Raw genomic sequence first — 13,309 nt, forward strand, 5'->3', positions numbered from 1 at the left:
AAGATGTTTCTGTAAACAGAAAACACTGTCGTGCTGTTTATTTGAGAGACTCTATGACAGGTTAATCCTTACCCCAATACATCTACGGAGGGATAAGTTTCAGCTGTCATGTTTCAATTTTCAGCTTGTTCCAGATTGTTAAAGAGCAATATCTTAAACACGACTCGCAAGAGTCATCTTTAAGATTTTTTCGGTTATGACTAACCGGTGATAATGTCTTTCACTCATTATCGGATTGGCGTCCCCAAGGGGATTCGAACCCCTGTTACAGCCGTGAAAGGGCAGTGTCCTAGGCCTCTAGACGATGGGGACACGAAAATCCGATTAAACTGAACGTCTTAATCGGTTCGTATCAGCATGAGTCAGAGACTCATTACATCAACAGGTAGCGCTTTTGCTCATTACTTTTTCATCAGACAATCTGTGTGAGCACGCCACTCGAATCAATATCATTAGGTAAGGAGGTGATCCAACCGCAGGTTCCCCTACGGTTACCTTGTTACGACTTCACCCCAGTCATGAATCACAAAGTGGTAAGCGCCCTCCCGAAGGTTAAGCTACCTACTTCTTTTGCAACCCACTCCCATGGTGTGACGGGCGGTGTGTACAAGGCCCGGGAACGTATTCACCGTAGCATTCTGATCTACGATTACTAGCGATTCCGACTTCATGGAGTCGAGTTGCAGACTCCAATCCGGACTACGACGTACTTTATGAGGTCCGCTTGCTCTCGCGAGTTCGCTTCTCTTTGTATACGCCATTGTAGCACGTGTGTAGCCCTACTCGTAAGGGCCATGATGACTTGACGTCATCCCCACCTTCCTCCGGTTTATCACCGGCAGTCTCCTTTGAGTTCCCGACCGAATCGCTGGCAACAAAGGATAAGGGTTGCGCTCGTTGCGGGACTTAACCCAACATTTCACAACACGAGCTGACGACAGCCATGCAGCACCTGTCTCAGAGTTCCCGAAGGCACTAAGCTATCTCTAGCGAATTCTCTGGATGTCAAGAGTAGGTAAGGTTCTTCGCGTTGCATCGAATTAAACCACATGCTCCACCGCTTGTGCGGGCCCCCGTCAATTCATTTGAGTTTTAACCTTGCGGCCGTACTCCCCAGGCGGTCGATTTAACGCGTTAGCTCCGGAAGCCACGCCTCAAGGGCACAACCTCCAAATCGACATCGTTTACAGCGTGGACTACCAGGGTATCTAATCCTGTTTGCTCCCCACGCTTTCGCACCTGAGCGTCAGTCTTTGTCCAGGGGGCCGCCTTCGCCACCGGTATTCCTCCAGATCTCTACGCATTTCACCGCTACACCTGGAATTCTACCCCCCTCTACAAGACTCTAGCTTGCCAGTTTCAAATGCAGTTCCCACGTTAAGCGCGGGGATTTCACATCTGACTTAACAAACCGCCTGCGTGCGCTTTACGCCCAGTAATTCCGATTAACGCTTGCACCCTCCGTATTACCGCGGCTGCTGGCACGGAGTTAGCCGGTGCTTCTTCTGCGAGTAACGTCAATGTACAGTGCTATTAACACTGAACCCTTCCTCCTCGCTGAAAGTGCTTTACAACCCTAAGGCCTTCTTCACACACGCGGCATGGCTGCATCAGGCTTGCGCCCATTGTGCAATATTCCCCACTGCTGCCTCCCGTAGGAGTCTGGACCGTGTCTCAGTTCCAGTGTGGCTGGTCATCCTCTCAGACCAGCTAGGGATCGTCGCCTAGGTGAGCCATTACCCCACCTACTAGCTAATCCCATCTGGGCACATCTGATGGCGTGAGGCCCGAAGGTCCCCCACTTTGGTCCGTAGACGTTATGCGGTATTAGCTACCGTTTCCAGTAGTTATCCCCCTCCATCAGGCAGTTTCCCAGACATTACTCACCCGTCCGCCGCTCGTCACCCGGAGAGCAAGCTCTCCTGTGCTACCGCTCGACTTGCATGTGTTAGGCCTGCCGCCAGCGTTCAATCTGAGCCATGATCAAACTCTTCAATTTAAAAGTTCGATTTGCTTCAACTCGTGAAGCGATGCTCAAAGGTTACTAAATGAATTTTACTTCAGTAGTCACTCTTCAAGACTTGATATTTTTTCGTACCCGAAGGTACTGGATATCGTCTTGTGGAGTGCCCACACAGATTGTCTGATAAATTGTTAAAGAGCAGTGAGTTAGCCGCCGTAGCTTGCTATCTCGAGGTGGCGTATATTACGCTTTCCTCTTTCAGAGTCAACCCTAATTTTCAGGATTTTTTCTCTTCGAACCCCGGAGACTCTGTGAAGTTGTTCACATGTTCCGTGTCGATGGAGGCGCATTATAGGGATCCAAGTTTTTTGCACAACCCCTTCTTTGATCTTTCCTTACCGTTTGCACACTTTTCAGCCCTTTCGGGTGGATCTTGCGCGATCGGGGCCATTTTCCGCAGGATCCGTCACTTCCATTGGTTGTAATTCCACCGCCAACGTCTAGTATTGCCGGTAAATATGATCCCGATCCGAGGCTATTCTCATGTCTGATGCAGTGCGTTCTTATCTTCATTACTCTCCTCAACTGGGTCAGCGCGTGATGATCGACCCTTCCAGCGTGGTGATCGGTAATGTTGAACTGGCCGATGACGTCAGTATCTGGCCGTTGGTTGCCATCCGCGGTGATGTAAACGCGGTAAAGATCGGTGCGCGCAGTAATGTTCAAGATGGCAGCGTGCTGCATGTTACCCATAAGTCCGATCATAATCCCGAAGGCTACCCATTGTTGATTGGTGAAGACGTAACCGTCGGCCATAAAGCGATGCTGCACGGCTGCGCGATCGGCAATCGAGTACTGGTAGGGATGGGATCGATCCTGCTGGATGGAGCAGTAATAGAAGATGATGTGATGATTGGTGCCGGAAGCCTGGTAGCTCCGGGCAAACGTCTGGCAAGCGGTTACCTTTATATGGGTAGCCCAGCGCGCCAAATTCGTCCGCTGAACACCGCTGAATTAGAAGGGCTGCTTTACTCTTCAAATAACTACGTGCGCTGGAAAGACGAATATTTGTCGGAAGACATCTGAAAGTCCCGTTCCCTTATATAGGGAACGGGAAGCAGGCTATGCCGCCAATTCGCTGCGCAGTTGGCGCAGCACCGGTTCTATGTCCGGCATAACGCCATGCCATAACAGAAACGAATGGGCGGCCTGCCCCACCAGCATCCCTAAACCATCGGCATACTCTTTCGCGCCCTGTTGTAGTGCCCAAGCCAAAAACGGTGTTAATCCCTGCTGATAAAACATGTCATAACAGCGGGTACGCTCGTTAACCGTCCCGGCCGGCAATGCCGGGATCTCTCCGCTGATGCCAGATGCCGTGGCGTTAATCACTAAATCAAACTGCCGCTCAGCGAGTTTATCCATTGGCAATGCGGATATTTCGCCCAGATGCTGGAATACCTGCGCCAGCAACTGCGCCCGGCTAAAAGTACGGTTGACGATCACCACCTCGCAGCCCAAGGATAATAGCGGCAGGATCACCCCGCGCGCCGCACCACCAGCGCCCACCAGCAAGATGCGATCCTTAGGCTGGATCAACTTCTGGCGTTCAAGATCGGTCAGTAAGCCGATCCCGTCGGTGTTATCACCCAACAGGCGGCCTTCCGGCAGTACCTTCAGCGTATTTACCGCACCTGCCAGCGAAGCACGCTCGCTCAGCTCCGTAGCAACCTTATAGGCCTGCTCTTTAAAGGGGACCGTAACGTTAGCTCCTTGGCCGCCCGCCTGGATAAAGGCCTGCAGAGTGGTTTCAAAACCGTCAAGCGGAGCCAACACCCTGCCGTAAGGATGTTCTAGCCCGGTCTGGGCGGCAAATAACGCATGAATACGCGGCGATTTACTGTGGCCGATAGGGTTGCCGAATACCGCAAACTTCTCCATGCATATAACCTCTAGCCCTGACGGATCAACTCACCGGTCAGGACATCTCTGATTTCGGAAGGATTAAGACGGCCACCAACGCTGCCGGCTAACACCGGAAACGCCGCGCCAAATTGTTGCAAAACCTCATCGGCGCTGCGGCAAGGCTCCTGTCCGCTGAGGTTAGCACTGGTCGACACCAAGGGTTTGCCAAACTGCCGGCACAGTTGTTGCACCAATGGATGATCGCTGACGCGCACCGCCAATGAATTGAAACGGCCGGTCAGCAGCCGAGGCGTTTCAGGCCGGGCGGGAATAACCCAGGTCACCGGACCTGGCCAACTGGCAAACATTGCAGCGCGCTGCTGTTCGCTCAGAGCGTCATCATCAATATAGGGTGTTAGCTGCGCATAATCAGCCGCAATCAGGATCAGCCCTTTTTCCCAGGGACGCTGTTTCAGAGCCAATAAGGCGTTGACCGCCAGCTCACTGTCAGGATCGCACCCCAGGCCAAATACCGCCTCGGTCGGGTAAGCAATGACCTGCTGGTTATACAGCGCGTCAATCATTGGCGTTAAGATAGAAGTGAATTCAGAGCTCATGATGTCATTATTCTGTGGTGACTACGGGTTTTCCGCAAAGTTTACTGGCGCAGCAAAGGGTGGGCCCTTTTGCCGTGCGTTTTTCCATCAGCAGCGGATAGTGGCAATATTCGCACTCACCGGCGACAGGTTTAAAATTGAGGACAAACTGGCATTCAGGGTAGCGATCGCAGGAATGGAATACCTTGCCGTAGCGTGATTTGCGCTGCAGCAGTTTCCCCTGCTCGCACTGCGGACAGCTGATGCTGGTTTCATCCGGCTTATCGATCACTTCAGTGTGATCGCACTCTGGGTAGTTGCTGCAGCCGACAAACATGCCATAACGCCCCTGGCGTAATACCAGCGTTGCCTGACATTTCGGGCACTCCTGCCCTTCCAATACCTTGACAATATGGCCATCGGTCTGCGCTTTAAGCGGCCGGATATGTTGGCATTCTGGATAACGGGAACAGCCGAGAAAGGGGCCGTGGCGACCACTGCGGATCACCAACTCGGCCCCACATTCCGGACAGGGTTCATTTTGCCTGGCGGCAAAAATCGCTGTTTTTGTCATAACATCTTCTATGCGTGTTACCGGCTCAGTGCAGATAACCTTCGTTTACTTCAAACAACAGTTCTTCCATTTGCTGATAGGCGCTTTCATATCCTGGGATGTTAAACAACACCATCAGCACCACCCATTTCAGATCTTCGAGATCGAATTCCGTGTTATCTAAAGCCATAACACGATCGATAACCATTTCACGGGTTTCGAGGTTCAATACTTGAATCTGTTCAAGGAACAGGAGGAAACCACGGCAACTGGCATCCAAACGCACGCCTTCTTCTTCGGTGTAGATCCGCATTGCCAGCGGATCGGCATCCATAAAATAGGGCGCATTTTCACCTTCTTGCAGGTCAGCGAGTTTTTCAAGCCAATTCAACGCGTTGTAGATATCATCCCGATGAAACCCCGCCTGAGCGAGATCATCGGTCAGTTGATCCTGATCGACGCGCATCTCTGGTTCATTGTGGATATAAGTTTCAAACAAGTACATGAGTACGTCGAACATGGCCTGCCCTCCTTATTCGGACATAGCCGCCGGGTACAGCTGCGATCCACCCTGCTAACTCCAGATCGAGTAACTTGATTACCACCTCTGGCACAGGTTGGCCGGCACGTTCAGCGACGACGTCAACAGGTGTCACCTCATCTCCTACGTTAGCCAACACATCAGCAAATGGCAATTCAACTTCGGCTTCAGACGCACAAATAGTTGTATTTTCGTTCAACGATAGCCAATGCAGGCCGCTTCCCAGTTGTTCAGCTATTTCTTTCGGCCCCGTGACCAGATAGGCTCCCTGTTGGATCAACCAATGCGTTCCTTCGCTCATCGGATTACCCAGAGCGCCAGGCAACGCGAAAACTTCACGCCCTTGTTCCAGCGCATAACGGGCCGTTATCAACGTTCCGCTACGTAGAGAGGCTTCAATCACCACTACACCCAAACTTAGACCGCTGATAATGCGGTTACGACGCGGAAAGTGATCGGCCATTGGCAGGTCGGTAACCAGATATTCAGAGATTATCGCCCCGCCGTGCTCGACAATTTGTTCGGCCAAACGGCGATGCCGGCGCGGATAGATATTAGCCAGACCGCTGCCCAGCACGGCTACCGTCTTTCCTTCAACTGCCAGCGCCGCGCGGTGACAGATGCCATCAATGCCAATGGCCAACCCGCTGGTGATGGTAAAACCGCAGTTCACCAGTCCGGTGGCAAAATAACTGCCCCAGTGCTCACCGTAATGGCTGAACTGACGGCTGCCGACCATGGCGATTTGCGGTTGCAGCAAGGCCTCAGGGTTACCCTTCACCAGCAGTATCAACGGGGCATCATCGACAGGAAGCAATTGTTCGGGGTAACCGGCCTCACCATAGGTCAACAGCACGCTATCGGGCTGCTCGAGCCAGGTGAGCGTGGCGGCCAGATAACGTGAGTCCACCTGGCGAAACTGCGCCTGCTGCCGATCATTCAGCCCCAATGACCGTAACAAACGATAAGGATCGCCCCCGGCCGCGACCATTTGTTTTATCATCTGGCTAGCCTGTGTGGCCCCCACCCCTGTAACCCCACGCATCCGTAAGCCAATTTCCTCTGCCTGCATCGCCTGTTCCCTCGCAGAAAACGGTGGTATTACCAATTCGAGCAATTGGTGCGCAATGCTGTCAATCAGGCCGGGAAATGTCTAGAATAGAAGCTAAACCTCGTTTATCACTCGGAAACAGATCTCAAGATATATGTCAGTATTGCAGGTATTACATTACCCAGACGAGCGGCTACGCAAAGTTGCGGCCCCGGTAAAAGAAGTCAATGCAACTATCCAGCGCATCGTGGATGATATGTTTGAAACCATGTACGCAGAGGAAGGCATTGGCCTGGCTGCGACACAGGTGGATATCCATCAGCGGATTATCGTCATTGACGTTTCTGAGAACCGCGATGAGCGCCTCGTGCTGATCAACCCGGAACTGCTGGAAAAAAGCGGTGAAACCGGGATCGAGGAAGGCTGCCTTTCCATTCCTGAGCAACGTGCATTAGTTCCGCGTGCCGCCAACGTGAAAATCAGAGCGCTGGACCGTGACGGTAACCCTTTTGAGCTCGAAGCCGATGACCTGTTGGCCATCTGTATTCAGCACGAAATGGATCACCTGATGGGCAAGCTGTTCGTCGATTATTTGTCGCCGCTGAAGCGCCAGCGTATCCGTCAGAAACTGGAAAAAATGGCCAAGCTGAACGCACGCGCCTAACCGATCAGGAAATCAACGTGTCTGACACTTTACGGATTATTTTTGCCGGTACTCCAGACTTCGCAGCGCGTCACCTTGACGCGCTGTTGTCATCTGGGCACCAGATTGTCGGGGTATTTACCCAACCTGATCGTCCCGCAGGCCGTGGTAACAAACTGACGCCCAGCCCGGTTAAGGTACTGGCAGAACAGCACCAACTGCCGGTGTTTCAACCCAAATCATTGCGCCCGGAAGAGAACCAGCATCTGGTTGCCGATCTCAACGCCGATGTAATGGTGGTAGTGGCGTATGGCCTGATCTTGCCTAAAGCGGTGCTGGAAATGCCGCGCCTCGGTTGCATCAACGTGCACGGTTCGCTGTTGCCGCGTTGGCGTGGCGCAGCACCCATTCAACGTTCACTCTGGGCTGGCGACAACGAAACCGGCGTCACCATCATGCAGATGGATGTGGGCCTGGACACCGGTGATATGATGCACAAGATCGCATGCCCGATCGAATCCGATGACACCAGCGCCACCCTGTACGACAAGCTGGCAAAACTCGGCCCGCAAGGCATGCTGACCACGCTGCTGCAAATGGCCGAAGGTACGGCACAACGTGAAGTGCAAGACGAAGCGCTGGTGACCTACGCCGAGAAGCTGAGCAAAGAAGAAGCACGCCTGGATTGGAACCTGTCCGCCGTTCAGCTTGAGCGTTGCATCCGCGCCTTTAACCCATGGCCGGTCAGCTATTTCACCATTGACGATCAACCGGTGAAAGTGTGGCAGGCAACGGTGCTGGCAGAAACGCCTGGCGCAGAACCTGGCACCATCATCCATGCCGACAAGCACGGTATTCAGATAGCTACCGCGGACGGTATTCTTAACCTGACGCAACTGCAACCGGCGGGCAAAAAACCGATGTCGGCGCAGGATCTGCTGAATTCACGCCGCGAATGGTTTATGCCGGGTAACCGGTTATAAACCGCCCCCACTGCCCGGCAGATAATAGCCGGGCTGTTTCTTTCTTAACGCCGATCGTTATCAGCTTTAGCCTATGAAAAACAATTACAATCTCCGAAGCCACGCAGCCAAAGCCATCGGTCAGGTACTGGATCAAGGTCAGTCACTCAGCACTGTCCTGCCGGCACTGCAAAAAACCATTTCTGACAAGGACCGCGCACTCTTGCAGGAGCTGTGCTTCGGCACTCTGCGTGTACTGCCACAGCTTGAATGGTGCATTCAGCAATTAATGGCAAAGCCGATGACCGGCAAGCAGCGCACGCTGCACTATTTGCTGATGGTCGGGCTGTACCAGCTGCTGTATACCCGTATCCCTGCTCACGCGGTACTGGCAGAAACCGTGGAAGGCGCGGTGGCGTTGAAACGACCACAGCTTAAAGGGCTGATCAATGGCGTATTGCGCCAATTCCAACGCCAGCAGGAGGAATTACTGCAACGCGCCGCCAATAACGACAGCCGCTACCTGCACCCAAGTTGGCTTTTAAAACGCATTCAGCAAGCTTATCCCGCTCAGTGGGAACAGATTATTGATGCCAATAACCAGAAGCCGCCGATGTGGCTGCGCGTCAACCGCCTGCATCACACCCGCGAAGACTACTTGCGGTTGATGGAACAGGCCGGTATTGCCGCCGAACCGCATGCAGAGTACCGTGATGCGCTGCGTCTGCTGGTACCCTGCGCCGTTACCGACCTGCCTGGTTTTGCCGATGGCTGGGTCACGGTGCAAGACGCCTCCGCGCAGGGCTGTGTTGATCTGCTGGATCCACAGGACGGGGAACAGATCCTCGATCTGTGCGCAGCTCCGGGTGGCAAAACCACTCACATTCTGGAGGCTGCCCCCAAAGCCCATGTGATGGCGGTCGATATCGATGAGCAACGCCTGGGCCGGGTCAAAGAAAATCTGCAGCGCCTGCGTTTACATGCCGAAGTGAAACTGGGTGATGGCCGCACTCCGCAACAATGGTGCGGCGACAAGCAATTCGATCGCATTTTGCTGGATGCCCCCTGCTCTGCCACCGGCGTGATCCGCCGCCATCCAGATATCAAATGGCTGCGCCGCGACAGTGACATTGCTGAGCTGGCAAAGCTCCAGGCAGAGATCATTGATGCCATTTGGCCACATCTCAAAAGCGGTGGTGTGATGGTGTATGCCACCTGTTCTATCCTGCCAACGGAGAATGCTGAGCAGGTTACCGCCTTTCTCCAGCGTCATCCCGATGCCCGATTGGTTGAAACCGGTAACGAACAGCAGCCGGGTAGACAGAATCTTCCGCATCCAGAGGATGGGGATGGCTTCTTTTACGCTAAGCTGATTAAAATGTAGCTGTTCAGTGCTTAGGGTACGCCTGTTGTGCCCTATCAGAAAATATTCAGCGGTTTCAGTGTGAAGCAGAGAACCAAATGAAAATAATTATTCTTGGTGCAGGTCAGGTTGGCGGAACACTGGCAGAAAACCTGGTGGGTGAAAATAACGATATCACCGTCGTGGATACCGATTCCGGTCGCCTGCGTCAGTTACAGGATAAATTTGACCTGCGGGTCGTTCAGGGATACGGCTCCCATCCGCGAGTGTTACGTGAAGCCGGTGCGGAAGACGCCGACATGCTGGTCGCCGTTACCAATTCTGACGAGACCAACATGATTGCCTGTCAGATTGCCTACTCGCTGTTTAATACGCCTAACCGTATCGCACGTATCCGCGCACCGGAATATATCCGTGAATCGGAGAAACTTTTTCAGCCGGAAGCCGTTCCGATTGATCACCTGATTTCGCCGGAACAACTGGTTATCGATTACATCTATAAATTGATTGAGTACCCAGGCGCACTGCAGGTTGTCAATTTTGCCGAAGGGAAGGTCAGCATTGCTGCGGTAAAAGCCTACTACGGCGGTCCGCTGGTAGGTAACGCGTTGTCCGCAATGCGCGAGCATATGCCGCACATTGATACCCGAGTCGCCGCGATCTTCCGCCAGGACCGGCCGATTCGTCCTCAGGGGTCCACCATTATCGAAGCAGGGGACGAAGTGTTTTTCGTTGCCGCATCACAGCACATCCGTGCGGTGATGAGTGAATTGCAACGACTCGAGAAACCTTATAAACGTATCATGATCGTCGGTGGCGGCAATGTAGGTGCAGGCCTGGCACAACGGTTAGAAAAATCTTATAACGTGAAACTGATTGAACGTAATCAGCAACGTGCCACAGAGCTGGCCGAGCAGTTGCATGACACCATCGTGTTTTATGGCGATGCCTCGGATCAGGAACTGTTAGCTGAAGAGCACGTTGATCAGGTAGATGTCTTTATTGCCATTACCAATGATGACGAAGCCAACATTATGTCCGCTATGCTAGCCAAACGTATGGGCGCCAAAAAAGTAATGGTGCTGATTCAGCGTCGCGCTTACGTCGATTTGGTGCAAGGCAGCGTAATCGATATTGCTATATCTCCACAGCAAGCGACGATTTCTGCATTGTTAGGCCACGTACGTAAAGCGGATATCGTAAGCGTTTCATCGCTGCGTCGCGGCGTCGCAGAAGCTATCGAAGCCATTGCGCACGGTGACGAAAGCACGTCAAAAGTGGTTGGCCGTATCGTTGAAGATATTAAATTGCCGCCAGGTACCACCATTGGTGCCATTGTGCGGGGTGACGACGTTATTATTGCCAATGGTCGCAGCAAGATTGAACAGGGGGACCATGTCATTATGTTTATTACCGACAAAAAGTTCGTTCCCGACGTTGAACGTTTGTTCCAGCCAAGCCCATTCTTCCTTTAGAACAAATTTATTAACCGATAGTCTATAATCAGGTTGATATTCGCTGCGGTGGGAAGAGATAAAACACTTTTCTCTCCTTATTGTGGCAAAGGGAAATTGCTTTGTTAAACTTGTGTTATTAATTTCTTTGAGGGGTGTGCTATGAGTATGTTAAAAGAATTCCGCGAATTCGCCATGCGTGGCAACGTGGTTGATCTGGCAGTGGGTGTGATTATCGGTGCTGCTTTCGGTAAAATCGTATCGTCCTTCGTTGCAGATATCATCATGCCTCCGCTGGGTTTGCTGATCGGCGGCGTCGATTTCAAACAATTCCACCTGGTATTACGTGAAGCCCAAGGTGCAGTGCCCGCTGTGGTAATGAACTATGGTTCATTTATCCAGTCCGTTTTTGACTTCGTTATCGTTGCCTTCGCTATTTTCCTGGCCATTAAATTAATGAACAAAATGCGTCGCAAGCAGGCAGAAGAGCCGGCAGCAGCTCCGGCACCGACTGCGGAAGAAAAACTGCTGACTGAAATCCGTGATTTGCTGAGCCAACAACAGCAGCCAAAACTGTAATTACGCTTTCCAGTGCCAATAAAAAGCCATCCTATTCAGATGGCTTTTTTAATGTCTTAAAACCAGAAGGCCAGTGGCAAATTATCGTTTAATAGCTTGCCACTGGCCTCCCAGTTACCGCCTTTTGCGTGCTTATCTTTACGCCGATAGCTGCCCTTTCCTTTGGTATTTTTTTCTATCCTTTGACGGAATAATGGATCGTGCAACAGTGCCTCAATGGCATTGTCCTGTATCCGGCCTTTGGTATGTCGATATTGAGTCATGGGAATTCGCCTTGTTTGCGTATGGTTATAAAACGTACCGATATTACTGCCGCGCACATAAAAACTAAAGGCCTATGAGTTCTTTTATGTGCCTTTTTTTACCTTTTCATCACTGGCTCCCTGCTCCAGCGCTTCCAAAATTGAACAATAGCTGCTGGTATGAGCGCTACCACAGCAAGCATCGCTCAGCCGCTTTAACGATGCACGCATCCGCATCAACTCAGTAAGCTTGTTCTCTACTTCGCTGAGCCTCGCGTCAACGATCGATTTAGACTCCTGACAGGTATGGTGCTCAGGATCGACACGGATCGACAGCAGTTCGGCGATGGTTTCCAATGTAAAGCCGAGCTGCTTGGCATAACGGATAAATCGTAACCGCTGCAGATCCTGATCGCTGTACAGCCGATAACCGCCCTCGGTACGAACGTTATGGTCCATCATTCCCTGCTTTTCGTAATAGCGCACAGTATCGGGCGTTACGTCAGCAAGCTTTGCCAGTTGACCGATCTTAAACATCACTCTGCTCCAGTGCGAATTTCTCGTTCAATGTCCGCTCATATTCACCGTGTAAAAAATCAGTGCTCATTCCTGCCTGCCGCAAGCGACATTCCAGTAAGGCCATACGTCTGCTGAGGCTGACATAGTCTGGATGCTCGCTGTTAATATCCTGCAGTAAACGAGCTACAGTGAGTGCCTCTTTACGATCTTCAAGTTCCGCAGGCAAATAGCCGGCGTTTTTAAGTAAGCGAAACCCTGAACGCAGTTCAGCAGGCACCGCGCTGTCATCATCCAACTTAAGCGGCTGTCCTCGGCCCGGCAAATTGTCCAGTTCACCTTTAGCTTGCGCCTCACGAACATGACGCTCCGCCCATTCATCGAGTAACCACATAACATGATCTCTCAGTTGGTCTGACTAATAGCGTTAGCATAGCGGATAGAGGCGGGGATCTTAAGTCTTACGGGGGAAGAGAGCACATTCGGCTAGCTCTGGACGTAAAAAAACCGGGCAAGCCCGGTTTCTTTACGCGTCTACAGATTACTCTGCAGTTGCCACTTCTGCTTGAGACTCAGCACGATCAACCAGCTCGATGTATGCCATCGGCGCGTTGTCGCCTGCGCGGAAGCCACACTTCAGAATGCGAGTGTAACCACCGGCACGGCTCGCGAAACGCGGGCCCAGCTCGTTAAACAGTTTTGCCACGATCTCGTTATCACGAGTACGGGCGAATGCCAGACGACGATTAGCTACGCTGTCGGTCTTGGCAAGAGTAATCAGCGGCTCAACAACGCGACGCAGCTCTTTCGCTTTTGGCAAGGTCGTCTTGATGATCTCATGACGAACCAAAGAGCCGGCCATGTTACGGAACATAGCCTGGCGGTGGCTGCTGTTACGGTTCAGTTGACGACCACTCTTACGATGGCGCATGACCTTATCC

Annotated in this window: 15 protein-coding genes, 1 tRNA gene and 1 rRNA gene; 6 read left to right on the forward strand and 11 right to left on the reverse strand. The window is 52.2% G+C overall.

The genetic code is table 11. The annotated features are described in order from the left end of the window. Window positions 1–236: 236 nt before the first annotated feature. Both SERAS12_RS23005 and SERAS12_RS23010 read right to left on the reverse strand, forming a co-directional pair. Window positions 237–312: transfer RNA gene (locus tag SERAS12_RS23005), tRNA-Glu, on the reverse strand. Window positions 313–457: 145 nt separating this feature from the next. Next, window positions 458–1,999, reverse strand: a 16S ribosomal RNA gene (locus SERAS12_RS23010). 507 nt (window positions 2,000–2,506) lie between these two features. Here SERAS12_RS23010 and SERAS12_RS23015 point away from each other — a divergent pair. Further along, complete coding sequence (locus SERAS12_RS23015) at window positions 2,507–3,049, forward strand: gamma carbonic anhydrase family protein (protein WP_013814780.1); 543 nt, start codon at window positions 2,507–2,509, stop codon at window positions 3,047–3,049. A gap of 36 nt (window positions 3,050–3,085) precedes the next feature. On the opposite strand, the gene aroE is transcribed toward SERAS12_RS23015, so the two are convergent. Genes aroE through dprA form a run of 5 tightly spaced genes read right to left on the reverse strand, consistent with a single transcriptional unit; the run spans window position 3,086 to window position 6,630 of the window. Further along, a complete protein-coding gene (gene aroE / locus SERAS12_RS23020) occupies window positions 3,086–3,904 on the reverse strand; it encodes a shikimate dehydrogenase (RefSeq protein ID WP_013814781.1) in 819 nt (272 codons plus the stop codon). An 11-nt stretch (window positions 3,905–3,915) separates the two neighbouring features. Then, the gene (gene tsaC, locus SERAS12_RS23025; RefSeq protein ID WP_013814782.1) at window positions 3,916–4,485 is read right to left on the reverse strand and encodes an L-threonylcarbamoyladenylate synthase type 1 TsaC; all 570 of its coding nucleotides are present in this window, start codon (window positions 4,483–4,485) and stop codon (window positions 3,916–3,918) included. A 7-nt stretch (window positions 4,486–4,492) separates the two neighbouring features. After that, complete coding sequence (locus SERAS12_RS23030; protein WP_013814783.1) at window positions 4,493–5,038, reverse strand: type I DNA topoisomerase; 546 nt, start codon at window positions 5,036–5,038, stop codon at window positions 4,493–4,495. A 25-nt stretch (window positions 5,039–5,063) separates the two neighbouring features. Continuing rightward, window positions 5,064–5,537: a DUF494 family protein Smg gene (gene smg / locus SERAS12_RS23035; RefSeq protein WP_012147203.1), complete on the reverse strand. Its 474-nt coding sequence runs from the start codon at window positions 5,535–5,537 to the stop codon at window positions 5,064–5,066. Continuing rightward, window positions 5,509–6,630: a DNA-protecting protein DprA gene (dprA, locus tag SERAS12_RS23040; protein ID WP_013814784.1), complete on the reverse strand. Its 1,122-nt coding sequence runs from the start codon at window positions 6,628–6,630 to the stop codon at window positions 5,509–5,511. Before dprA ends, smg begins: the two co-directional genes overlap by 29 nt. A 133-nt stretch (window positions 6,631–6,763) precedes the next feature. On the opposite strand from dprA, the gene def reads away from it, so the two are divergent. From def to mscL, 5 genes are all read left to right on the forward strand, one after another. After that, window positions 6,764–7,273 (forward strand): peptide deformylase, encoded by a 510-nt coding sequence (def, locus tag SERAS12_RS23045; RefSeq protein ID WP_013814785.1) that lies wholly within the window; start codon window positions 6,764–6,766, stop codon window positions 7,271–7,273. Between the two features lie 17 nt (window positions 7,274–7,290). Beyond that, window positions 7,291–8,235, forward strand: a complete 945-nt coding sequence (gene fmt / locus SERAS12_RS23050; protein ID WP_013814786.1) for a methionyl-tRNA formyltransferase — start codon at window positions 7,291–7,293, stop codon at window positions 8,233–8,235. A 73-nt stretch (window positions 8,236–8,308) separates the two neighbouring features. Continuing rightward, window positions 8,309–9,598: a 16S rRNA (cytosine(967)-C(5))-methyltransferase RsmB gene (gene rsmB / locus SERAS12_RS23055; RefSeq protein ID WP_013814787.1), complete on the forward strand. Its 1,290-nt coding sequence runs from the start codon at window positions 8,309–8,311 to the stop codon at window positions 9,596–9,598. Between the two features lie 77 nt (window positions 9,599–9,675). Next, window positions 9,676–11,052, forward strand: coding sequence for a Trk system potassium transporter TrkA (trkA, locus tag SERAS12_RS23060; protein WP_004951116.1), 1,377 nt, complete (start codon window positions 9,676–9,678; stop codon window positions 11,050–11,052). A gap of 141 nt (window positions 11,053–11,193) precedes the next feature. Further along, window positions 11,194–11,610 carry a large-conductance mechanosensitive channel protein MscL gene (mscL, locus tag SERAS12_RS23065; RefSeq protein WP_013814788.1) on the forward strand — a complete coding sequence of 139 codons (417 nt, stop codon included), beginning with the start codon at window positions 11,194–11,196 and terminating at the stop codon, window positions 11,608–11,610. A 56-nt stretch (window positions 11,611–11,666) separates the two neighbouring features. Here mscL and SERAS12_RS23070 read toward each other — a convergent pair whose 3' ends face one another. The 4 genes from SERAS12_RS23070 to rplQ all read right to left on the reverse strand — a co-directional run bounded on the left by SERAS12_RS23070 (window position 11,667) and on the right by rplQ (window position 13,299). Further along, the gene (locus SERAS12_RS23070; RefSeq protein WP_013814789.1) at window positions 11,667–11,873 is read right to left on the reverse strand and encodes an alternative ribosome-rescue factor A; all 207 of its coding nucleotides are present in this window, start codon (window positions 11,871–11,873) and stop codon (window positions 11,667–11,669) included. A gap of 84 nt (window positions 11,874–11,957) precedes the next feature. Beyond that, window positions 11,958–12,389, reverse strand: a complete 432-nt coding sequence (gene zntR / locus SERAS12_RS23075) for a Zn(2+)-responsive transcriptional regulator (protein WP_013814790.1) — start codon at window positions 12,387–12,389, stop codon at window positions 11,958–11,960. Beyond that, window positions 12,382–12,762 carry a DUF1992 domain-containing protein gene (locus SERAS12_RS23080; protein WP_013814791.1) on the reverse strand — a complete coding sequence of 127 codons (381 nt, stop codon included), beginning with the start codon at window positions 12,760–12,762 and terminating at the stop codon, window positions 12,382–12,384. Before SERAS12_RS23080 ends, zntR begins: the two co-directional genes overlap by 8 nt. A 147-nt stretch (window positions 12,763–12,909) precedes the next feature. After that, a complete protein-coding gene (rplQ, locus tag SERAS12_RS23085) occupies window positions 12,910–13,299 on the reverse strand; it encodes a 50S ribosomal protein L17 (protein WP_004929726.1) in 390 nt (129 codons plus the stop codon). Between the last annotated feature and the right edge of the window lie 10 nt (window positions 13,300–13,309).

Source organism: Serratia sp. AS12 (assembly GCF_000214195.1).
Taxonomy (GTDB): domain Bacteria; phylum Pseudomonadota; class Gammaproteobacteria; order Enterobacterales; family Enterobacteriaceae; genus Serratia; species Serratia plymuthica.

Excerpts from the sequence above, each read along its gene's own strand:
- SERAS12_RS23015 (WP_013814780.1), top strand. The coding sequence starts at position 2,507 with ATGTCTGATGCAGTGCGTTCTTATCTTCATTACTCTCCTCAACTGGGT.
- aroE (WP_013814781.1), bottom strand. The coding sequence starts at position 3,904 with ATGGAGAAGTTTGCGGTATTCGGCAACCCTATCGGCCACAGTAAATCG.
- tsaC (WP_013814782.1), bottom strand. The coding sequence starts at position 4,485 with ATGAGCTCTGAATTCACTTCTATCTTAACGCCAATGATTGACGCGCTG.
- SERAS12_RS23030 (WP_013814783.1), bottom strand. The coding sequence starts at position 5,038 with ATGACAAAAACAGCGATTTTTGCCGCCAGGCAAAATGAACCCTGTCCG.
- smg (WP_012147203.1), bottom strand. The coding sequence starts at position 5,537 with ATGTTCGACGTACTCATGTACTTGTTTGAAACTTATATCCACAATGAA.
- dprA (WP_013814784.1), bottom strand. The coding sequence starts at position 6,630 with ATGCAGGCAGAGGAAATTGGCTTACGGATGCGTGGGGTTACAGGGGTG.
- def (WP_013814785.1), top strand. The coding sequence starts at position 6,764 with ATGTCAGTATTGCAGGTATTACATTACCCAGACGAGCGGCTACGCAAA.
- rsmB (WP_013814787.1), top strand. The coding sequence starts at position 8,309 with ATGAAAAACAATTACAATCTCCGAAGCCACGCAGCCAAAGCCATCGGT.
- trkA (WP_004951116.1), top strand. The coding sequence starts at position 9,676 with ATGAAAATAATTATTCTTGGTGCAGGTCAGGTTGGCGGAACACTGGCA.
- mscL (WP_013814788.1), top strand. The coding sequence starts at position 11,194 with ATGAGTATGTTAAAAGAATTCCGCGAATTCGCCATGCGTGGCAACGTG.
- SERAS12_RS23070 (WP_013814789.1), bottom strand. The coding sequence starts at position 11,873 with ATGACTCAATATCGACATACCAAAGGCCGGATACAGGACAATGCCATT.
- zntR (WP_013814790.1), bottom strand. The coding sequence starts at position 12,389 with ATGTTTAAGATCGGTCAACTGGCAAAGCTTGCTGACGTAACGCCCGAT.
- SERAS12_RS23080 (WP_013814791.1), bottom strand. The coding sequence starts at position 12,762 with ATGTGGTTACTCGATGAATGGGCGGAGCGTCATGTTCGTGAGGCGCAA.
- rplQ (WP_004929726.1), bottom strand. The coding sequence starts at position 13,299 with ATGCGCCATCGTAAGAGTGGTCGTCAACTGAACCGTAACAGCAGCCAC.